Below are 20,034 nucleotides of genomic sequence, written 5' to 3' on the forward strand. Positions count from 1 at the left end.
CGCTCTCCTCCGTCGACCCGGCCCCTCTCGTGCGAGCGGCCCCTTGCGTGCGCACGCAAGGGGCCGCTCGGCCGCAAGGGGGTGGGCCGACGGTCAGCCGACGCGAATCAGCTTCTTGTTGACGAACTCGTCGGCGGCGAGGTGCCCCAGCTCGCGGGCCGTGCCGCTGCGCTTGATGCCGCCGAACGGGAGCTCAGGGCTGTCGGCGAGCACGAGGTTCACGTAGACCATGCCGGCCTCGATCCGATCGGCCACGCGCTCCGCCTGCGCCTCGTCCGTCGTGAAGACGTACGAGCCGAGGCCGAACGTGGTGTCGTTGGCCAGCGCGACCGCGGCGTCCTCATCCGCGACGCGGTACACGACCGCCGCGGGGCCGAAGAGTTCCTCGCGGTACACGTCCATCTCCGGGGTCACGTCGGCGAGCACGGTCGGTGCGAAGAACGCCCCGTCGCGCGTGCCGCCCGTGAGCAGGGTCGCCCCCTGGGCCACGGCGGTGTCGATCTGCTTCTGCAGGTTCTCCGCCGCCGCCTCCGACGAGACCGGGCCGAGGACCGTGTCGTCGAGCGTGGGGTCGGTCGCCTCGACGGCCGCCATCGCCGCCGTGAACTTCTCCACGAAGGCGTCGTAGAGGTCGTCGACGATGATGAAGCGCTTGGCGCCGTTGCAGGCCTGGCCGTTGTTGTCGAGGCGCGCGTCCACGCCCGCCTGCACGGTGGCGTCGAGATCGTCGGTGGAGAGCACGATGAACGGGTCGGACCCGCCCAGCTCCAGCGCGACCTTCTTGAGGTTGCGCCCCGCGACCTCGGCCACCGCGGCGCCGGCGCGCTCGGAGCCGGTCAGCGACACGCCCTGTACCCGCGGGTCCGCGATCATCGCCGCGATCTGCTCGTTCGTGGCGAGCACGTTCTGGTACGCGCCCGTCGGGAAGCCGGCGTCGTGGTAGATCGCCTCGATCGCGCTGGAGGACTCCGGGCACTGCGGCGCCGGCTTCAGGAGGATCGTGTTGCCGACGATCAGGTTCGGCGCGGCGAAGCGCACGATCTGATAGGCCGGGAAGTTCCACGGCATGATCCCCACGAGCGGCCCCAGCGAGGAGCGGCGGATGATCGCCGACCCCTCCCCGAGGATCGTGATGGGCTGGTCGGCCATGATGTCCTCGGCCTGGTCCGCGTAGTACTCCGCGATGTCGGCGGCGAAGTCGACCTCGCCGAGCGCGGCCTCGCGGGGCTTGCCCATCTCGCGAACGAAGATGTCGGCCAGCTCCTCGCGGCGCTCGCGGTGCAGTTCGGCGGCACGACGCAGCAGCGCGGCACGGTCGGCGACCGTGGTGGAGCGCGACCACTCGCGGTGCGCCTCGTCGGCCGCCGCGACGGCCTCCTCGATCTGCGCGTCGGTGAAGGTGTCGTACGACGCCAGGGTCTCGCCGGTGGCGGGGTTGACGACGGCGTAGTCGGTCATGGGTTGTCCTCTCGTGTGCGGGCCCCTTCGACAGGCGCAGGGACCCGGCCGTTCGGGTGGGTGGGGCCCTTCGACAAGCTCAGGGACCCACCCGGAAGGTCAGGAGACCGGGATCAGCGTGTACTTGGTGGACAGGTACTCGTGGATGCCCTCGAAGCCGCCCTCGCGGCCGACGCCCGACTGCTTGACGCCGCCGAAGGGAGCCGCCGCATTGGAGACGACACCCACGTTGAGACCCATCATGCCGGTCTCCAGCGCGTCGATCATCCGCTGGCCGCGCTGCAGGTTCTCAGTGAACACGTACGAGACGAGGCCGTACTCGGTGTCGTTGGCGAGGCGCACGGCCTCCTCCTCCGTCTCGAAGGTCGCGATCGCGAGCACCGGGCCGAAGATCTCCTCGCGGAGGATCGCCGAACCGGGCACGACGTCGGTCAGAACCGTGGGCTCGTAGAAGGTGCCGGTACCCTCGAGGGCCTTGCCGCCCGCGAGCAGGGTCGCACCGCGATCGACGGCGTCGTCCACGAGCTCGCCGGCCTTGGCCACGGCGTCCTCGTCGATGAGCGGGCCGATCGCCACGCCCTCCTCCGTGCCACGGCCGATCTTCATGGCGTTGACACGCTCGGTGACGCGCTTGGCGAACTCGCCCGCGATGTCCTTGTGCACGATGAAGCGGTTGGCCGCGGTGCAGGCCTGACCGATGTTGCGGAACTTCGCGGCGAGCGCGCCGTCCACGGCCTTGTCGAGGTCGGCGTCGTCGAACACGACGAACGGAGCGTTGCCGCCGAGCTCCATCGACACCCGCAGCACGCCCTCCGCCGCCTGGGCGATGAGCTTGCGGCCGACTTCGGTCGATCCGGTGAAGGAGAGCTTGCGCAGGCGCGGGTCGGCGATGATCGGCGCCGACAGCGCGCTCGACTTGGAGGTCTGCACGACGTTGACGACCCCCTTCGGCAGACCGGCCTCCTCGAGCAGGGTCGTGAAGAAGATGGTCGTGAGCGGCGTCAGTGCCGGGGGCTTGATCACGACGGTGCAGCCGGCGGCGAGGGCCGGCGCGATCTTGCGGGTCGCCATCGCGAACGGGAAGTTCCACGGTGTCACGAAGAACGACGGCCCCACGGGACGCTGCGACACGATCATGTGACCGGTGCCTTCGGGGTTGAGGCCGTAGCGGCCGCTGATGCGCACGGCCTCTTCGCTGAACCAGCGGAGGAACTCGCCACCGTAGGCGACCTCACCGCGGGCCTCCGCGAGGGGCTTGCCCATCTCGAGCGTCATCAGCAGTGCGAGGTCCTCCTTGCGCGCCTGCACGAGGTCGAACGCCCGCCGCAGGATCTCGCCGCGCACGCGGGGCGCCGTCGCGGCCCACTCGTCCTGGGCGGCCACGGCCGCGTCGAGCGCCCGGATGCCGTCCGCGGGGGTGGCGTCGGCGATCGTGCGGATCACCTGGTTCGTCGAGGGGTCCTTGACGTCGAAGGTCGCGCCGGTCTCCCCGTCGACCCACTCGCCGCCGATGAAGAGGCCGGTGGGGATGCTGTCGAGCAGGGCCTGCTCGTTCTGAGTGCTCATGGATTCTCTCTCTTTCAGACGGACGTGGGACGACGACGGCGGCTGGGCGGGGCGTCCATACCCAGCGTCTCACCGCGGAAGAAGGCCGGGCGCCGGATGGCGTTCCCGATCATCACGGCCACGCCCACCACGATGATGAGGATGCCGAGGATGAAGACGATGCCGATGCCGCCGATCTCCGACCCGGAGCCGTAGGCCGGGTCCATGGAGTCGATCAGGGTGGTGAAGAACAGGATGGCGAGGATGATGCCACCCACCAGGGGGAACAGGAAGGTGAAGAAGAAGTTCCTCGTGGAGTCGAACCACTGCTTGCGGAAGTACCAGACGCAGGCGAACGCGGTGATCCCGTAGTAGAAGCAGATCATCATGCCGAGCGTGAGGATCGTGTCCCACAGGGTGTCCTCGCTGACCACGCGCATGACCGCGTAGAACGCGGAGGCCACGATGGCCGACACGATCGTGGCATAGCCCGGGGTGAAGAACCGGGGGCTCACCTTCGCGAACGACTTCGGGAGGGCGCCGTAGTGCCCCATTGCGAGCAGGGTGCGGGCAGGGCCCACGAACGTCGACTGCAGCGACGAAGCCGAGCTCGTGAGCACCGCGAGCGACACGAGGAACGCGAGCGGGCCGAGGATCGGCCCGGAGAGGTGGAAGAACACGTTCTCCTGGATGTCGCCGTTGCCGAGGCCGAGCTCTCCGGTGCCGACGCCCGCGAACATGATCATCGCGACGGCGAGGAGCAGGTAGAGCGAGACGATCGTGAGCACCGTGACGGTCGCCGCGCGCCCGGGGGTCTTCTCCGGGTCCTTCGTCTCCTCGTTCATGGTGAGGGTGACGTCCCAGCCCCAGAAGATGAAGATCGACAGGGACAGACCGGCGGCGACCGCGCTGAACGACGAGATCGCGAAGGGGTTGAACCAGTTGAGGTCGAACGGCTGGTAGTCGAAGCCGTTGCCGCTGACCGCCTGCACGATGGCGGCGACCGCGAAGAACACCAGCACGAGGATCTGGAATCCGACCAGCCAGTACTGCAGCTTCTGCGTGGTCTGCATGTCACGGTACGACACCCACGTGGCACCGAGCATGAACAACAGGCAGACCCCGATGTTGATCCAGGTCACGCCGGCGAGGTCGGCGATCTCCGGATTGCCCGTGATCTGCGACAGCAGGAGGAACAGGAAGTCGACCGCGACGCCGGCGAGGTTGGACAGGACGAGGATCGTGGCCACCACGAGCCCCCAGCCGGCCATCCAGCCCACCCACGGTCCGAACGCCCGCGCGGCCCAGGTGAAGGAGGTGCCGGAGTCGGGCATGCGGTTGTTGAGCTCGCGGTAGCCGAAGGCCACGAGGAGCATCGGAATGAAGCCGACGAGGATGATCGCCGGGATCTGCGCGCCGACCTCCGACGCGGTGGGGCCGACGGCGGCCGTGAACGTGTAGGCGGGGGCGATGCACGAGATGCCGATCACGACGGCGCCGATCAGGCCGACGGTGCCGGCGCTGAGGCCCTTCGTCGAGATTCCGGTCGTGACGCCGGATGCGGGCTCCGTCGCCCGGTTGGTGCTGCTCATCAGCGGTCTCCTGCTTCATCGCGGGTACGCGGGACGACGATCATGGGGACGGGCAGCTCGTGCAGCATCTTCGCCGCCGTGGAGCCCAGGAAGAGGCGGCGCGGCTGCGCCAGCCTGCTGGAGCCGACGAGGACGACCTCGCCGGGGAGCCAGGAGAGCCCGGCGACGGCGTCTTCCACCGTCTCACCTGGCGCCTCCTCGACGACGGCGCCGAGCCCGTCCGGCAGCCGCTCCGCCGCGACGGCGAGCACCTGGTGCGCGTGCTCGCTGCCCGCGAGGCGGATGGCTCCCGTGTCGAGTCCCGGCGGCACGTCGAACGGAACGAGGGACACCAGCCGGAGACCCACCTCCGCGGCACCGGCGAGCGCGACGGCCTGATCGAGGACGCCCTCCGCACCGGGACGCGTGCCCACGGCGACGGTGACGCGCGGGAGGACATGGTCGTCCTGCTGGGCGAGACCGGCCGGGGCGAGGGCCACCGGGATCGGCGAGGAGTGCAGCAGCTCGGAGGCGACGCTGCCCAGGCGGTGGCGGCCGAAGAGTCCCCCGCCGGCGGTGCCGATCACGATGACGCCGGCGTCGAACTCCTCACCGGCGGCGATGAGCCCCTCGGCGAAGGACTCCGAGAACCGCACGTGCCCGCTCCGGACCAGCTCCTGCGGCAGACGCACGACGGCATCCTGCAGCCACTTCCGCGCCTGCGTCCGGATGACCTCCTCGTACGCGCGCTCCGGCGGCACGGCGGCACTGCGGGTGCCTTCGGTCGGCAGGACGATCACGAGGTGCAGGGTCGCGCCGATGCTGCGCGCCAGCCGTGCGCCCAGGGCCGCCGCGTCCGCTCCCGCGTCCGTCGCCGTGTAGCCGACGACGACCGTGCCGGTCATCAGCCGATGCTCTCGGGAGCGCCGGCCTCGCGGCGGGCGTCGACGATGTTCGCGGCGACGAGTCGACCCATTCGGATCGCGCCGTCGACGTGCTGGTAACCCGCTCCGGCCATGTCGCTGCACGCGAAGTGGATCGGCCCGACCGGGGTGCGGAGGTCCGCGCCGTAGCGGTGCAGGCCCCCGAGGTCGAAGCTCGCGGCGTACGCGCCGCGGGTCCACTCCTCGCTGCCCCAGTCGCTCTCGTAGTAGACGACCGGGTTCTTCGCCTCGGGACCGTAGTAGTGCGACAGCGACTCGAGGATGCGCTCCTTGCGCTCCTCGGCCGACAGCTCGAACACGCCGTCGGCGTTCGCGTCGGACACGAAGCCGACCAGGGTGCCGCGCTCGTCGCCGTGGTTGGTGTTGTCGTACGCCTCGTGCGACAGCTCGTACGGGCTGAAGGCGGTGCCGCTGAGGCCCTGCTCGCGCCAGAACGGACGGTCGTAGACGGCGTGCACCTTGATCACGAAGCCCATCGACAGGTGCTGGTGCAGCTGGTGCTGACGACGCGGCAGCGGCGGGACGAAGGAGATGCGGTTGTAGAGGATGGGCGCGTGGGCGAGGATCGCGTACCGTGCCCGGACCGTGAGGTCGTCGGTGGTCGCCACGACCCCGTCCTCCGACCACTCCAGGCTGCGGACGGGCTGGTTCAGCAGCACGTCATCGCCCAGGCGCTCGGCGAGGCGCAGCGGCACCTGCTGCAGACCGCCCACGACGCGCTTGTCGAGGATGAAGTCGGCGTCGACGAGGTTCGAATACGAGCCGGCGGACGCGGCCATCAGCAGCGACTGCAGCAGCGAGAAGGCGTGGGTCGGCTTGGTGAGCATCGCGGAGCCGGTCGCGAACGCGAGGTTGCGCACGGCCTCGTCGTCGTCGGTCTGCGAGCGCAGCCAGGCGTCCCAGGAGATCGAGTCCCACTCGGCGGCGTTCGGATGCTCCCACGGCTTGTCCGGGTCGATCTCGGCCACGAGGGCGTCGAGGATGCCGGTGATGCGCGCGATCACGGCCTCGGTCTCCGGCGAGACGGGGAACATCTCCCCCGTGAAACGGTGCGCCTGCCCGTCCGGGCCGACGTAGACGCTGTCGCCCTCGCGGTAGCGGCTGTACGTTTCCAGGCCGAGCTCTTCGATCGTGTCCTTGAGCGCGTCCTGGTCCGGCGAGACCCACTGCCCGCCGATCTCCAGCATCGCGCCGTCGATCACATCGGTCCACAGGCGGCCGCCGACGCGGTCACGAGCCTCCAGCACGGCGACCGACAGGCCGGCCTTCCGCAGGTCGTTGGCCGCCGTGAGCCCTGCGGCTCCGGCGCCCACGATGAGCACGTCGCGGGTGATCTCAGCCATCTGCAACTCCTTCGTCGTCGGGGGATGCGGGGGAAGAAGTACCGGTCGCGTCCCGAAATCCCCCGATCCGGGGACGCGACCGGACAGGGGTGTCAGGCGCCGGCGAGCGCCGCGGCCACGACGTCGAGACCTTCGTTCAGCAGGTCGTCGCCGATGGACAGCGGCGGGAGGAAGCGGATCACGTTGCCGTAGGTGCCGCACGTGAGGACGATGACGCCCTGCGCGATGCAGGCCTTGGCCACTGCGGCCGTGAGCGCGGCGTCGGGCGCCTTCGTCTCCGGGTCGACGAACTCGGCGGCCACCATGGCACCGTGACCGCGGACGTCGCCGATGCGGGCGTCTTCGGCCTGGAGGGCGGTCAGGCGGCCGATGAGGACCTCGCCGATCTCTCGAGCCCGCTCGATGACACCGTCGTTCTCGAACACGTCGATCGACGCGAGTGCCGCGGCGCAGGCGATCGGGTTGCCGCCGTACGTGCCGCCCAGCCCGCCCGTGTGCGAAGCGTCCATGATCTCGGCGCGACCGGTCACCGCCGCGAGCGGCAGCCCGCCGGCGATGCCCTTGGCCGTGGTGATGAGGTCGGGCTCGATGCCGAAGATCTCGCTGGCGAACATGTGGCCCGTGCGAGCGAAGCCGGTCTGGACCTCGTCGGCGATGAAGACGACGCCGTTCGCACGGCACCAGTCCACGATCGCCGGGAGGAAACCGTCGGCGGGGACGATGAAGCCGCCCTCACCCTGGATGGGCTCGATGATGACGGCCGCGAGGTTGTCGGCCCCGATCTGCTTCTCGAGCTGGAGGATGACGCGGGCCGCAGCCTCGCCGCCCTCCAGGCCGTCGCGGAACGGGTAGGACATCGGCGCGCGGTACACCTCGGGAGCGAACGGCCCGAAGCCGCTCTTGTAGGGCATCGACTTCGCGGTCAGGGCCATGGTGAGGTTCGTGCGGCCGTGGTAGCCGTGATCGAACGCGACGACCGCCTGGCGACCGGTGTGCTTGCGGGCGATCTTGATCGCGTTCTCGACGGCCTCCGCGCCGGAGTTGAACAGGGCGCTCTTCTTGGCGAAGTCTCCGGGGGTGACGCGGTTGAGCGCCTCGGCCACGCCGACGTACGACTCGTACGGCGAGATCATGAAGCAGGTGTGCGTGAACTGCGCGGCCTGCGCGGCGACGGCGGCGGCGACCTTGGGATGCGCGTTGCCAACCGTGGTGACGGCGATGCCGGAGCCGAGGTCGATGAGCGAGTTGCCGTCGGCGTCGACGACGACTCCTCCGCCGGCCGCGACGGCGGCGACGGGCACGGTGTGGCCGACGCCGGCGGCGACCGCGTCCGCCTTGCGGGCGAGGACCTCGGCCGAGCGCGGGCCGGGGAGTTCCGTGACGAGGCGACGCTCCTGCGGGAGGTCGGGGCCGCCGAGGGGGACTGCGGGTGCTGCGGTGTCGAGGAGAGCCATGTCGCGAGCGTACGACCGGCACGGAGACGCCCGCATTCGCCGAGTCGTACAATCGGAGAATTGATTTCGCCACGTCGTACAACGGAGACCGCATGGCCCTGACCGAGCCGCCCACGCTGGCCGCCCTGCTGCGGCGCCGCGACCTCGAGCTGCGCCTCGTCTCCACTCCGGCGGGGCTCCCGGACGGAGCGCTCGACCGACCGTTGCGCTGGGTCCACAGCTCGGACCTCGCCGACCCGACGCCCTTCCTCGCCGAAGACCTCGTCCTGCTCACCACCGGGACGCAGTTCGACGACCCCGACGCCATCGCCCCCTACGTCGTTCGCCTCGCCGAGCGCGGCGTGCTCGGCCTCGGTTTCGGCACCGACGTGCACCGCTCCGGCACGCCGGAGGAGCTGATCGCCGCCTGCGGGGCACAGGGCATCCCCCTGTTCGAGGTGCCGTACCGCACCCCGTTCATCGCCGTGGCGCGCGCTCACTCCGAGGCGATCGCGGCACAGGCCTATGCCCGGCGCACCTGGGCGCTGGACACCCAGCGCGCCCTTGCCCTGGCGGCCCTCCGCCCCCGAGGGCTGGAGGCCATCATCACGGAGCTCGGCCGCCGGCTCGACACGTGGGCCGGGATGTTCGACGCGGCGGGCGACCTGCTCGTCGGCCAGCCTCGCGACGCGATCTCCGCGGAGGTCCGCGAGCAGCTCGGCGGCCGGGTCCGGGAGATCCTCGACCGCGGGCTCGAGGCGGGACAGTCGCTCACGATCGCCGCGCACACCTTCATGCTCTTCACCGTCGGCCGCGGCGGGCATCTCCGCGGGGTGATCGCCGTCGCCGCCGACGCCCTCGACCAGGAGGCGCGGGCCGTCGTCACCTCGGTCATCGCGATGGCGGGCCTCGCGAGGGAGCAGAGCGAACAGCTCGCGCGCGGCCGACGTCGGCTGCACACCCAGTTACTGCGGTCGCTGCTCGGCGACGACCCCGCCATCGCCCGCCGAGTGCTCGGCGGTCTTCCCCCCGCTCCCGTGGTGGTCGCCGTGACCGGAGACGCCCCGGCGGAGCCGCTTCTCGACTGGTGGGAGCGCCGCCGGGCCGAGCACGGCACCGCCGCGTTCCTCGCGGACTCCGAGGACGGAGTCGTGATGTGCGTCTCCGCCATAGACGACGCCCTCCTGGATGACGTGGCCACGCGCTTCTCCGCTCGCGTCGGCGTCTCCGCTCCGGAGGGGTACGACGCGTTCTCGCGCGCGCACGGCCAGGCCCTCGTGGCGCTGCGACAACCGGGCACGAGCGGGGTCGTCCGCTACGCGGACACCGTCGGCTCCCGCCTGCTGACCGCACTCGCCACGGATGAAGCGCGGCTGGTCGCGGAATCCCGGCTCGCCCCGCTCCGCGAGCACGATGCCGCCCATGGCACGGCGCTGGAGCATGCCCTGCGCACCTGGCTCGATCACGATGCCCGCGCCGAGCAGGCCGCAGCCGCCCTCGGCATCCACCGCCACACCCTCCGCTCTCGGGTCGCCCATGCCGGCGCGCTCCTCGGCGCCGACCTGACGACCTTCCCCGCCAGGGCCGAGGTGTGGGCGCTGCTGCAGACCGCCCGCGACTGACCGGCACCGGCCCCGTCCGTCCCCGCCCCCGCGCCGCCTGCACGACCTTGCGACGCCTGCACGACGAATCCCCCCGTCCGATCGTGCATCTGCAACACGATCGTGCCTCCGAGGGTCGGAGACGGGTCAGGGGGTCACGCCGGCGTCGACCGGAGCGGCCAGGCCGGCCACCAGCCGTCGTCGAGCTCTCGAAGCAGAGCGGCGGCACGCTCCCGCTCCTCCGCCGGCAGCTCCGGGGCGGGACCGGAACTGCTCTCCCGCTGATCCCCGTCCGGGGAACGGAGCTCCGTGTACGACCACGCGCGTCGTCCCACGGGGTACTTCTCCCGGAAGCCTCCGGCGGCGATCGACAGCAGGATCCGCTCCAGCTCGTCCGCTGCGGTCTCGGCGGTCTCGTCGCAGGCATCGCACGTGCAGGACGGCACGGTCGCATGGAAGAGGGCTCCCGCCTCGACGCGGACGACGGGTGGGGTCGGCGTGACCGTGATCCGCGCACCGGCCGTCGGTTCCATCACGACGCGCTCCGTCCCGCCCTCTCCCGGCTCTCGCCGCACCGTGACCTCGTACTCGCGGAAGAGGTGTTCGACGATCGCATCGGCCACGAGGAGCAGCGGCGCGAAGCGCTCCGGATGGGACTCACGGGAGTACGACTCCTCGGCCGGGGTGCCATCGGACCAGCGGTGTCCGTACCGGATGACCTCGCCGCGGTCGTCGAGGAACGTCGGGGTCGGGAGAGCGGGACGGACGTACGCGTGTGCCGGGACGACGGCCGTCGGAGCGGAGTCCTCCTCGGACAGCGCCCTCATCTCCTCGTCGTCACGATCGTCCTGCTCCCACGAGCCGAGCATCTGGAGGAACGCGTTCCGCTGGTCGGGCTGCCGCACCATCCCCTGCACGAGCGCCGCGACCGGGATGGAGATGGTGTTCGTGCCGATCTCCGGTTCGCCGGTCATCCGCCACGTCGCCGCCGGGTGCACGACCGCGATGACGTTGCCGACGAAGCGCGCGGCGGCGGCCGCGAGATCCGCACGGTCGAGGATCTCCGGGTACGCCGCCACCACGTCCCAGGTCGCCGCGAGGTCGTCGGCCAAGACCGCCGGGTCGACCCCGTCGCTGCGCAGGAAGTCGACGAACGGCTCGAAACCGTCGACGAACCGGACCGGCCCCCACCCGTCCTCCTGCGGCGGCATCCGCAGGATCGCCGCCGCCCCCGCCTCGGGCATCGAACCGAGCGGACCGGGGAAGACATCGCTGCTCATCGACCGAGCGTACCGAGCGACATCACCGCGGCGCGTGGGACTCCAGGAACTCGTACACATCCGTGGTGTCGACACCGGGGAAGGCGCCGGTCGGCAGGGTCGCCAGGAGCGTGCGGGGGGTCTTCACGTTGGGCCAGGAGTACTCCCGCCACCGCTCCTCCAGCTCGGCGGGCGCACGGCGGCAGCACACCTCGACCGAGTGCTTCGACACGCCCCGGTGCGGGGTGTCCCTGCCCACGAACCACTTCGTGTCGTCGAACCGCACCCCGACGCTCACGGAGTGCAGGCCCTCGCTGGATGCCTCGACGCGAGCCGTGCACCAGTAGGTGCCGTTGCCGGTGTCGGTGTACTGGTAGTACGGATTGAACCGGTCGTCCTCATCGAACACGACCCGGGATGTCCACCGCCGACAGCAGAGCTGCCCCTCGATGGCTCCGAGGCGGTCGGTCGGGAAGTTCACGTCGTCGTTCTCGTACGCCTTGGTGATCGTCCCCGATTCGTGCACCTTGAGGAAGTGCACGGGGACGTCCAGGTGCCGCGTGGCGAGGTTCGTGAACCGGTGCGCCGCCGTCTCGTACGACACGGAGTACGCGTCGCGGAGGTCCTCGATGGAGATCGCACGGCGCTGCTTCGCGTCCTTCAGCGCCGGAACGACATCCCTCTCCGGCATCAGCAGAGCGCCCGTGAGGTAGTTCGTCTCCACGCGCTGCCGGAGGAACTCGGCATAGCTGCGCGGCTCGGCGTGCCCGAGGATGCGACTGGAGAGGGCCTGCAGCACCGCGGTGCGCGCGTCGCCCTTCGCCGGGACGCTGCTCGACAGGTACAGCCGGCCGTTCGCGAGGTCGGCCACGCTGCGGGTGGTCTGAGGCAGGTCGGGCGCGTAATGCAGCGTGAAGCCGAGATAGGCCGCGATCTCGGAGGCGGTGCGCTGCGTGAGCGGACCGCCGGGGTGGCCGACCGCCGCCAGGAGCTCCGACGCCTTGGCCTCCAGGTCAGCGAAGTGGTTGTCCTGCCTGCGCATCAGGTGCCGCAGCTCGACGTTGGCCCGCCGTGCCTCTTCCGGGGTGGCCGCGCGCTCGTCCTTCAGCCGGTCGATCTCGCCGTGCAGCGCGAGCAGCGCCTTGAGGGCGTCTGTCGGGACGCTCTTGGCGATGCGGAACGGCGCGATGCCGAGAGCCTGGAAGGTCTGCCCCTTCATGGCACGCTCCAGCGCGATTTCCATCGCACTGCGCTCGTCGAGGGGCTCCCCCGCCAGGAGCGCATCGATGGTCACGCCGAGAGCCCGGGCGATCGCCTGCAGCTGCGTGAGCTTCGGTTCGCGTTTGCCGGTCTCGATCATGGAGAGCTGACTCGGCGCACGGTCGACCGCGGCGGCCAGCGCCTCCAGCGTCATGCCCTTCGTCGTCCGCACCTGGCGGATGCGCCGCCCGACGGTGAGGGCGTCGGTCTCGTCCGCGGTCTCGTCCATCTCGGCTCCTTCCGGCCGGTCCGCCCGCGTCGGTGCGGGATCGGAAACGCTCCGCGGAGGTCCGCGCCGGGCCCATTCTCGATCCCGGCTCAGCGGAAGAGCGGTGCGTGGAGGCCGAGTCTGTCACGAAAACAGAAATTCGCGCAAACTTCTCCCTAAATCCGGTCGGGAGACTCGAAGAACTTCACCCAGAGTGGAGGCACGCCACCGGCACCGACGCCGGTTCCATCCGAGGAGACACCATGACCAACACCGCAGCGACCCCCACCCCGCGCCCCGCCGGCCTGCGCGCCGGCGACCAGGTCGAGACGGCCGCGGAGCTCCAGGAGAGCTGGGACACCGACCCGCGCTGGGACGGCGTCGAGCGCACCTACTCCGCGGAGGACGTCATCCGCATCCGCGGCTCGGTCCGCGAGGACGCCACTCTCGCCCGCCGCGGCGCGGAGAACCTGTGGAATCTCCTGCACACGGAGGACTACATCCGGGCGCTCGGCGCCTACACCGGCGGCCAGGCCGTGCAGCAGGTCCGGGCCGGACTCAAGGCCATCTACCTCTCCGGCTGGCAGGTCGCTGCGGACGGCAACCTCGCCGGACAGACCTACCCCGACCAGTCGCTCTACCCCGCGAACTCGGTCCCCGCGGTCGTGCGCCGCATCAACAACGCCCTGCTGCGGCAGGACCAGCTCGAGCACGCCGAGGGGGAGATCACGCAGGACTGGCTCGCCCCGATCGTGGCCGATGCCGAGGCCGGATTCGGCGGTCCGCTCAACGCGTACGAACTCGCCCAGTCGCTCATCCAGGCCGGCGCCGCCGGGATCCACTGGGAGGACCAGCTCGCGAGCGAGAAGAAGTGCGGTCACCTCGGCGGCAAGGTGCTCGTGCCCGCGCAGCAGCACATCCGCACGCTGAACGCGGCCCGACTCGCGGCGGACGTCGCCGGCGTCCCGACCGTCATTATCGCCCGCACCGACGCTCTCGCCGCCGATCTGCTCACGAGCGACGTCGACGAGCGGGACCGGGAGTTCACCACCGGCGAGCGCACGTCCGAGGGCTTCTACCGGATCCGCCCGGGCATCGAGTCGGTCATCAGCCGCGGCCTCGCGTTCGCCCCCTACGCCGACCTGCTCTGGGTCGAGACCGGGGAGCCGGACATCGCGCTGGCACGGGAGTTCGCCGCGGCGATCCACGCGCAGTTCCCCGGTAAGCTCCTGGCTTACAACTGCTCGCCGAGCTTCAACTGGAAGCGCCACCTGTCGGACGCCGAGATCGCGACGTTCCAGCAGGAGCTGGCAGACCTGGGTTACAAGTTCCAGTTCATCACTCTGGCCGGCTTCCACGCCCTGAACCACTCCATGTTCGACCTCGCCCGTGGCTACGCCGAGCGCGCCATGAGCGCCTACGTCGAGCTGCAGGAAGCCGAGTTCGCCGCGGAAGCCGACGGCTACACCGCCACCAAGCACCAGCGCGAGGCGGGCACCGGCTACTTCGACGTCATCTCCACCGCGCTCAACCCCGACAGCGCGACCCTCGCCCTCGCCGGCTCCACCGAGGCCGCTCAGTTCCACTGACCCAGTTCCACTGACCCACTTCCACCGAGACCCCCGGTTCTCGTCGAGACCCCGCCCCGCACACGCCGGGAGCCCCGGGGTATCGACGACAACCCGGGGGCTCGGCATAAGGCAAAGGACAACATCATGACCACCGCACCGATTCAGACGACCCGGCAGGGGCCCGCGATCGAGATCGCCGGCCCGATGCGCGACCGCTACGACGAGATCCTCACCCCGGAGGCCGTCGCCTTCCTCACCGAACTCCACCATCGGTTCGCGTCCCGCCGCCACGACCGCCTGGCCGACCGGATGCGCCGGCGCTTCGAGATCGGCAACGGACACGACCCGCAGTTCCGCGACGACACCGCGCACATCCGCCAGGACACCACGTGGCGGGTCGCCGGCGCGGGACCCGGGCTCGAGGACCGCCGTGTCGAGATCACCGGACCCACCGACCCGAAGATGACCATCAACGCGCTGAACTCCGGAGCGCGGGTCTGGCTCGCCGATCAGGAGGACGCCACCAGCCCCACCTGGAAGAACGTCATCGAGGGGCAGCTGTCCCTGCGCGACGCGATCCGGGGCGAGCTCTCGTTCACGTCCCCCGAGGGCAAGGAGTACCGGGTCACCGCGGAGCGCACTCCCACGATCGTGATGCGTCCGCGCGGCTGGCATCTGCCGGAGAAGCACCTCGCCTTCATCGACCGCGCCGGCCGCCGCACCTCGGCCTCCGGCTCCCTGGTCGACTTCGGCCTCTACTTCCTGCACAACGCGCAGGCGCTGATCGACGGCGGGCGCGGGCCGTACTTCTACATCGCGAAGCTCGAGTCCAGTGAAGAGGCGAAGCTGTGGGACGACGTCTTCTCCTTCAGCGAGGAGTACATCGGCATCCCGCACGGCACCATCCGCGCGACCGTGCTGATCGAGACCCTCCCCGCCGCGTTCGAGATGGACGAGATCCTCTACGAGCTGCGCGATCACTGCGCGGGCCTCAACGCCGGCCGCTGGGACTACATCTTCTCGATCATCAAGAACTACCGCGGTCGGGGCGCCCGGTTCGTGCTGCCGGATCGCAGCGAGGTCACGATGACGGTCCCCTTCATGCGGGCCTACACCGAGCTGCTCGTGCAGACCTGCCACAAGCGCGGCGCCTTCGCGATCGGCGGCATGAGCGCGTTCATCCCGAACCGTCGTGACCCCGAGGTCACGGCGCGCGCGGTCGAGAAGGTGTCGGCCGACAAGAAGCGCGAAGCCGGCGACGGCTTCGACGGCACCTGGGTCGCCCACCCCGATCTGATCCCGACGGCGCAGGCCGAGTTCGACGCCGTGCTCGGAGACCGCCCGAACCAGGTCGACCGCCAGCGCGACGACGTGCACGTGGAGGCACGCGACCTGCTCGACCTCCACATCGGCCGCCCGATCACCGCGCAGGGCGTGCGGGACAACGTCTCCGTCGCCATCCGTTACCTGGAAGCCTGGCTGCGCGGTCTCGGCGCCGTGGCGATCGACAACCTCATGGAGGATGCGGCGACCGCGGAGATCAGCCGCTCCCAGGTGTGGCAGTGGATCCACCAGGACCGCACCACCGAGGACGGCACCCCCATCACCGTCGAGTACGTCGAAGGGCTGATCGCGGAGGTGCAGGGCGAGGTCGAGCGGCGTGAGGGTGACCGCTTCGACGACGCCGCGGACATCTTCCGCGAGGTCGCCCTCCGCGAGGAGTTCCCGACCTTCCTGACCCTCGGCGCCTACAGCCGGTTCCTGGTCGACGAGGACTGACGACGCCGGGATGCCGCGGACCTCGAGGTCCGCGGCATCCCGCGTCCCGCCCGGCCCCTCCCCTGGCGGGCGTAGCCTGGAGCCATGAGCGCCGTATGGAACAGCATCGCCGAGGAGTTCCTGCACCTCTACCCGCGGGGGCGACGCCTGCTCGCGGTCGCCGGGGCCGACGCCGAGCGGTCCCGCGTCGCGGCCGACGAGCTCGCGGCCGCGCTGACCGCCGCCGGCCAGAGCGTCGAGCGCGCGCACACCGCCGACGGTGAGGAAGCCGCCCTCCGCGCCGACCTGGTGGGGCCCTTCCGCGCCACCGAGAGCGATTCCGTGCTCGTCGTCTCCGGCCCGGGGGCGATCGTGACTCCGAGCGCGCGTGGCATGTGGAACTACGTGCTCTGGCAGCTCGCGGGAGACGAGCCCCCGCATACCGCAGCGAACGCTCTCGTCGACATGACCGACCCCGAGCATCCGACGCGGCGCTTCGCCGACTACTGCGCCGTGCCTTCCTCTTTCGAGACCTGAGAGCGCGCCGCCCGGCGGCTCAGTGGAACGACGCCGCGACCGAGTTGCGGTGGTAATCGAACACGATGCTCGTGCGGGTCGACGCCACGCTGCTCTGCGCCGACAGATGCTCGAGCACGAACTCGCGCATCTCCGAGGAATCGGCGACGGCGATGTGCAGGAGGAAGTCGTCGTCTCCGCCGAGGAAGAACACCTGGATCACCTGCGGGAGCGCACGCACGCGGTCGGCGAACTCGACGATGCTCTCCCGTCGCGCGGCCGGGCGAAGACTCACGCCGATGATCGCCTGCAGTCCTGCGCCGAGCTCGCGTTCGTCGACGCTCGCGTGGAACCCGGTGATGACCCCCCGCTCGATCAGGCCGCGCAACCGCGCGTGCGCCGTCGACGGGGCGACGCCGAGACGGCCCGCGAGCTCGGCGTTCGTCATCCGCCCGTCCGCAGTGAGCAGCTGCACGATCCGCGCGTCGGTGGGATCCAGGGCGGGCGCCCGAACGCTGTTCGGCTCGGATGACGCGGAGGTGGTAGTCATACGAAGCATTATTCAGGATCACCCCATCTGCCGAAGAGCCTTCAGGGAATCTGTCCAATCCTCGACGTTTCTGCGATCCTAGGCTGCACCCCGCGCACCCCGAACCAGGAGGATCGATGAAGATCGGCGTCCCGACCGAAGTCAAGAACAACGAGAACCGCGTCGCCCTCACCCCGGCCGGAGCCGATCGGCTCGTGCGGGAGGGCCACCGCGTGCTCGTGCAGTCCGGCGCCGGCATCGGGTCGAGCATCGACGACGACGCGTACCGTGCGGCGGGCGCCGAGATCGTCCAGGATGCGGCCGAGGCGTGGGGCGAGGCCGATCTGCTCATCAAGGTCAAGGAGCCGATCGCCGAGGAGTACGGTTTCCTCCGCCCGGACCTCACGCTCTTCACGTACCTTCACCTCGCGGCCGACCGCCCGCTGACCGAGGCCCTCGTCGCCGCGGGAACGACGGCCGTCGCCTATGAGACCGTGCAGCTGCCGGATCGCACCCTGCCGTTGCTGGTGCCGATGAGCGAGATCGCCGGACGCCTCTCCGTCGTCATGGGATCGCATTCGCTGCTGCGCTCGCAGGGCGGCCGCGGCATGCTGCTGGGCGGGATCGCCGGCACCCCGCGGGCGAAGACCGTCGTGATCGGCGGCGGTGTCGCGGGCGAGCACGCCGCCGCGAACGCACTCGGACTCGGCTCGAAGGTCACCGTCGTCGACGTGGCGCTCCCCCGGCTCCGCGACCTGGAGCACCGCTACGGAGGGGCGCTGGAGACACGCGCCTCCAGCCGGTACGACATCGCCGAGGAGCTGACGACGGCGGACCTCGTGATCGGCTCGGTCCTCATCCCCGGCGCCGCGGCCCCCAAGCTCGTGACGGACGACATGGTCGCGGCCATGAAGCCCGGGTCGGTCCTCGTGGACATCGCGATCGACCAGGGCGGCTGCTTCGAGGGCTCCCGCCCGACGACGCACGACGACCCGACCTTCACCGTGCACGAGTCGATCTACTACTGCGTCACGAACATGCCGGGGGCCGTGCCGACGACCGCGACCCGCGCCCTGACGAACGCCACCCTCCCCTATGTCTCCGCGATCGCAGCGAAGGGCTGGGAGCGGGCGGCGTCCGACGACGCTGCTCTCGCCAGGGGCCTCAACGTGCAGGGCGGGCGCATCACGCTGGACGCGGTGGCCCGGGCGCACGGCCTCGACGCCTCCTGACGCCCCGGGGCCATCATCCCCACGCCGAAAGAACCGGGGTTCTTGATGACGACACCCCCGGCCGCTCGCGAGGCGACCCGAGTACGCTCGTAACCGTGACCGAACGCGCTCCTCTCTCCCGCAAGCTGTCCGCCATCGCCGAGTCCGCGACCCTCAAGGTCGACGCCAAGGCCAAGGCCCTCAAGGCCGAGGGCAAGCCCGTCATCTCGTATGCCGCGGGCGAGCCCGACTTCGCCACGCCGCAGTTCATCGTGGACGCGGCGGCCGAGGCTCTGGCCGATCCGGCGAGCTATCGGTACACCCCCGCCCCCGGACTCCCCGCGCTGCGCGAGGCGATCGTCGCCAAGACGCTCCGCGACTCCGGCCTCGAGGTCTCGCCCGGCCAGGTCATCGTGACCAACGGCGGCAAGCAGTCGGTGTACCAGGCGTTCCAGGCCGTCGTGAATCCGGGCGACGAGGTCCTTCTTCCCGCGCCCTACTGGACGACGTATCCCGAGGCGATCCGTCTCGCGGACGGCACCCCCGTCGAGGTCTTCGCCGGCGCCGACCAGGAGTACAAGGTGACGGTCGAGCAGCTCGAGGCGGCGCGCACCGACCGCACGACGGTCCTCGTGTTCGTGTCGCCGTCGAACCCGACGGGTTCCGTGTACACCGCCGAGGAGACGAAGGCCATCGGCGAGTGGGCCGTGGAGCACGGCATCTGGATCATCAGCGACGAGATCTACCAGAACCTCACCTATGAGGGCGTCAAGGCGACCTCCATCGTGGAGGCCGTGCCGGAGGCCGCGAACCAGACCATCCTCGTCAACGGCGTCGCCAAGACCTACGCCATGACCGGGTGGCGCGTGGGCTGGATGGTCGGCCCTGCCGACGCCATCAAGATCGCCGGCAACCTGCAGTCGCACCTCACGAGCAACGTCAACAACGTCGCACAGAAGGCGGCGATCGCGGCGCTCAACGGCCCGCAGGACGAGGCCGGGAAGATGCGCGAGGCCTTCGACCGTCGCCGTCAGCTCATCGTCTCGGAGCTGTCGAAGATCGAAGGTCTCGTGGTCCCGAACCCGCTCGGCGCGTTCTACGTCTACCCCGACGTGCAGGGTCTGCTCGGCCGCACCTGGGGCGGCGTGACCCCGACGACGTCGCTGGAGCTCGCGGACCTCATCCTCGACCAGGCCGAGGTCGCCGTCGTCCCCGGCGAGGCCTTCGGTCCCTCTGGCTACATCCGCATGTCGTACGCGCTCGGCGACGACCAGCTCCTCGAGGGCGTGCAGCGCCTCCAGCGCCTGTTCTCTTCTCCTTCTTGATCCCGAGACCCCGCTTTACCGCCGAGACCCCCTCGTACCTGCGCAGGTACGAGGGGGTCTCGGCGTGAACACGGGGGCTCGGTCAGTCCTCGGGGTGGAAGCCGATCAGCCAGCGGATGCCGTAGCGGTCGACGAGGGTGCCGTCGAAATCGCCCCACGGACGCTGCTGCAGCGGATCGACGATGCGGCCGCCGGCGGCCAGTTCGTCGTACCAGCGGGTCAGCGTTCCGGGGGCGGCGGTGCCGAGCAGCGAGAGGAACATCCCGCTCATCTGGACCGCGTCGTCATCGGCTCCCGCGTCGGCTCCGGCGAGCTCGACCGGGCCGCTGAGCTGGCCGTGCGCGACGGCGTCGCGTGGGCCGTCATGACGACCGGCGCTCGCGTAGTCCACGAGCTCGAGCTCGCCGCCGAAGACGTCGCGATAGTGGCCGAGCGCTTCCGCGGCGTTGCCGGGGAACAGCAGGTACGGGATCAGTCCGCTCATCCCGCGAGCGTAGTCCGC

General features: G+C 70.5%; 16 protein-coding genes. 6 read left to right on the forward strand and 10 right to left on the reverse strand.

Features of this window, described 5'->3' with window-relative positions; all coding sequences use genetic code 11:
• Positions 1-93: 93 nt before the first annotated feature.
• From FY549_RS00855 to gabT, 6 genes are all read right to left on the reverse strand, one after another.
• Positions 94-1,458, reverse strand: a complete 1,365-nt coding sequence (locus tag FY549_RS00855; protein ID WP_149083414.1) for an NAD-dependent succinate-semialdehyde dehydrogenase — start codon at positions 1,456-1,458, stop codon at positions 94-96.
• Positions 1,459-1,557: 99 nt separating this feature from the next.
• Entirely contained in the window at positions 1,558-3,024 is a 1,467-nt protein-coding gene (locus FY549_RS00860; protein WP_149083415.1) for an NAD-dependent succinate-semialdehyde dehydrogenase, read from the reverse strand.
• 14 nt (positions 3,025-3,038) lie between these two features.
• Positions 3,039-4,595 carry an APC family permease gene (locus FY549_RS00865; RefSeq protein WP_149083416.1) on the reverse strand — a complete coding sequence of 519 codons (1,557 nt, stop codon included), beginning with the start codon at positions 4,593-4,595 and terminating at the stop codon, positions 3,039-3,041.
• Complete coding sequence (locus tag FY549_RS00870; RefSeq protein ID WP_149083417.1) at positions 4,595-5,479, reverse strand: universal stress protein; 885 nt, start codon at positions 5,477-5,479, stop codon at positions 4,595-4,597. Before FY549_RS00870 ends, FY549_RS00865 begins: the two co-directional genes overlap by 1 nt.
• A complete protein-coding gene (locus FY549_RS00875) occupies positions 5,479-6,861 on the reverse strand; it encodes a flavin monoamine oxidase family protein (RefSeq protein WP_149083418.1) in 1,383 nt (460 codons plus the stop codon). The genes FY549_RS00870 and FY549_RS00875 overlap by 1 nt, the downstream gene beginning before the upstream one ends.
• Before the next feature lie 92 nt (positions 6,862-6,953).
• Positions 6,954-8,315 carry a 4-aminobutyrate--2-oxoglutarate transaminase gene (gene gabT, locus FY549_RS00880; protein WP_187614893.1) on the reverse strand — a complete coding sequence of 454 codons (1,362 nt, stop codon included), beginning with the start codon at positions 8,313-8,315 and terminating at the stop codon, positions 6,954-6,956.
• Positions 8,316-8,407: 92 nt separating this feature from the next.
• Between gabT and FY549_RS00885 the strand changes: the two genes are divergently transcribed.
• Positions 8,408-9,916 carry a PucR family transcriptional regulator gene (locus FY549_RS00885; protein WP_149083420.1) on the forward strand — a complete coding sequence of 503 codons (1,509 nt, stop codon included), beginning with the start codon at positions 8,408-8,410 and terminating at the stop codon, positions 9,914-9,916.
• A 134-nt stretch (positions 9,917-10,050) separates the two neighbouring features.
• On the opposite strand, the gene FY549_RS00890 is transcribed toward FY549_RS00885, so the two are convergent.
• Positions 10,051-11,175 (reverse strand): DUF6226 family protein, encoded by a 1,125-nt coding sequence (locus FY549_RS00890; protein ID WP_149083421.1) that lies wholly within the window; start codon positions 11,173-11,175, stop codon positions 10,051-10,053.
• Between the two features lie 22 nt (positions 11,176-11,197).
• On the reverse strand, positions 11,198-12,643 hold the full coding sequence (locus FY549_RS00895; protein WP_149083422.1) for a helix-turn-helix transcriptional regulator: 1,446 nt from the start codon (positions 12,641-12,643) through the stop codon (positions 11,198-11,200).
• A gap of 242 nt (positions 12,644-12,885) precedes the next feature.
• Between FY549_RS00895 and aceA the strand changes: the two genes are divergently transcribed.
• The 3 genes from aceA (at position 12,886) to FY549_RS00910 (ending at position 16,488) form a co-directional block, all read left to right on the forward strand.
• Positions 12,886-14,211, forward strand: coding sequence for an isocitrate lyase (aceA, locus tag FY549_RS00900; RefSeq protein WP_149083423.1), 1,326 nt, complete (start codon positions 12,886-12,888; stop codon positions 14,209-14,211).
• Positions 14,212-14,337: 126 nt separating this feature from the next.
• Positions 14,338-15,972 (forward strand): malate synthase A, encoded by a 1,635-nt coding sequence (aceB, locus tag FY549_RS00905; protein ID WP_149083424.1) that lies wholly within the window; start codon positions 14,338-14,340, stop codon positions 15,970-15,972.
• Positions 15,973-16,056: 84 nt separating this feature from the next.
• The gene (locus FY549_RS00910; protein ID WP_149083425.1) at positions 16,057-16,488 is read left to right on the forward strand and encodes a hypothetical protein; all 432 of its coding nucleotides are present in this window, start codon (positions 16,057-16,059) and stop codon (positions 16,486-16,488) included.
• A gap of 19 nt (positions 16,489-16,507) precedes the next feature.
• On the opposite strand, the gene FY549_RS00915 is transcribed toward FY549_RS00910, so the two are convergent.
• Positions 16,508-17,026, reverse strand: a complete 519-nt coding sequence (locus tag FY549_RS00915) for an Lrp/AsnC family transcriptional regulator (RefSeq protein ID WP_149083426.1) — start codon at positions 17,024-17,026, stop codon at positions 16,508-16,510.
• 107 nt (positions 17,027-17,133) lie between these two features.
• Here FY549_RS00915 and ald point away from each other — a divergent pair, with 107 nt between their 5' ends.
• Together ald and FY549_RS00925 are read left to right on the forward strand one after the other, a co-directional pair.
• Positions 17,134-18,228 (forward strand): alanine dehydrogenase, encoded by a 1,095-nt coding sequence (gene ald / locus FY549_RS00920; RefSeq protein WP_149083427.1) that lies wholly within the window; start codon positions 17,134-17,136, stop codon positions 18,226-18,228.
• Between the two features lie 95 nt (positions 18,229-18,323).
• Complete coding sequence (locus FY549_RS00925) at positions 18,324-19,532, forward strand: pyridoxal phosphate-dependent aminotransferase (protein ID WP_149083428.1); 1,209 nt, start codon at positions 18,324-18,326, stop codon at positions 19,530-19,532.
• A gap of 82 nt (positions 19,533-19,614) precedes the next feature.
• Here FY549_RS00925 and FY549_RS00930 read toward each other — a convergent pair whose 3' ends face one another.
• Positions 19,615-20,016 (reverse strand): VOC family protein, encoded by a 402-nt coding sequence (locus tag FY549_RS00930; RefSeq protein WP_149083429.1) that lies wholly within the window; start codon positions 20,014-20,016, stop codon positions 19,615-19,617.
• Positions 20,017-20,034: the final 18 nt, after the last annotated feature.

Source organism: Microbacterium sp. 1S1, assembly GCF_008271365.1.
Lineage (GTDB): Bacteria > Actinomycetota > Actinomycetes > Actinomycetales > Microbacteriaceae > Microbacterium.

What these genes read in the sequence shown, in the direction of transcription:
- FY549_RS00855 (WP_149083414.1), bottom strand. Translation starts at nt 1,458, where the DNA reads ATGACCGACTACGCCGTCGTCAACCCCGCCACCGGCGAGACCCTGGCG.
- FY549_RS00860 (WP_149083415.1), bottom strand. Translation starts at nt 3,024, where the DNA reads ATGAGCACTCAGAACGAGCAGGCCCTGCTCGACAGCATCCCCACCGGC.
- FY549_RS00865 (WP_149083416.1), bottom strand. Translation starts at nt 4,595, where the DNA reads ATGAGCAGCACCAACCGGGCGACGGAGCCCGCATCCGGCGTCACGACC.
- FY549_RS00870 (WP_149083417.1), bottom strand. Translation starts at nt 5,479, where the DNA reads ATGACCGGCACGGTCGTCGTCGGCTACACGGCGACGGACGCGGGAGCG.
- FY549_RS00875 (WP_149083418.1), bottom strand. Translation starts at nt 6,861, where the DNA reads ATGGCTGAGATCACCCGCGACGTGCTCATCGTGGGCGCCGGAGCCGCA.
- gabT (WP_187614893.1), bottom strand. Translation starts at nt 8,315, where the DNA reads ATGGCTCTCCTCGACACCGCAGCACCCGCAGTCCCCCTCGGCGGCCCC.
- FY549_RS00885 (WP_149083420.1), top strand. Translation starts at nt 8,408, where the DNA reads ATGGCCCTGACCGAGCCGCCCACGCTGGCCGCCCTGCTGCGGCGCCGC.
- FY549_RS00890 (WP_149083421.1), bottom strand. Translation starts at nt 11,175, where the DNA reads ATGAGCAGCGATGTCTTCCCCGGTCCGCTCGGTTCGATGCCCGAGGCG.
- FY549_RS00895 (WP_149083422.1), bottom strand. Translation starts at nt 12,643, where the DNA reads ATGGACGAGACCGCGGACGAGACCGACGCCCTCACCGTCGGGCGGCGC.
- aceA (WP_149083423.1), top strand. Translation starts at nt 12,886, where the DNA reads ATGACCAACACCGCAGCGACCCCCACCCCGCGCCCCGCCGGCCTGCGC.
- aceB (WP_149083424.1), top strand. Translation starts at nt 14,338, where the DNA reads ATGACCACCGCACCGATTCAGACGACCCGGCAGGGGCCCGCGATCGAG.
- FY549_RS00910 (WP_149083425.1), top strand. Translation starts at nt 16,057, where the DNA reads ATGAGCGCCGTATGGAACAGCATCGCCGAGGAGTTCCTGCACCTCTAC.
- FY549_RS00915 (WP_149083426.1), bottom strand. Translation starts at nt 17,026, where the DNA reads ATGCTTCGTATGACTACCACCTCCGCGTCATCCGAGCCGAACAGCGTT.
- ald (WP_149083427.1), top strand. Translation starts at nt 17,134, where the DNA reads ATGAAGATCGGCGTCCCGACCGAAGTCAAGAACAACGAGAACCGCGTC.
- FY549_RS00930 (WP_149083429.1), bottom strand. Translation starts at nt 20,016, where the DNA reads ATGAGCGGACTGATCCCGTACCTGCTGTTCCCCGGCAACGCCGCGGAA.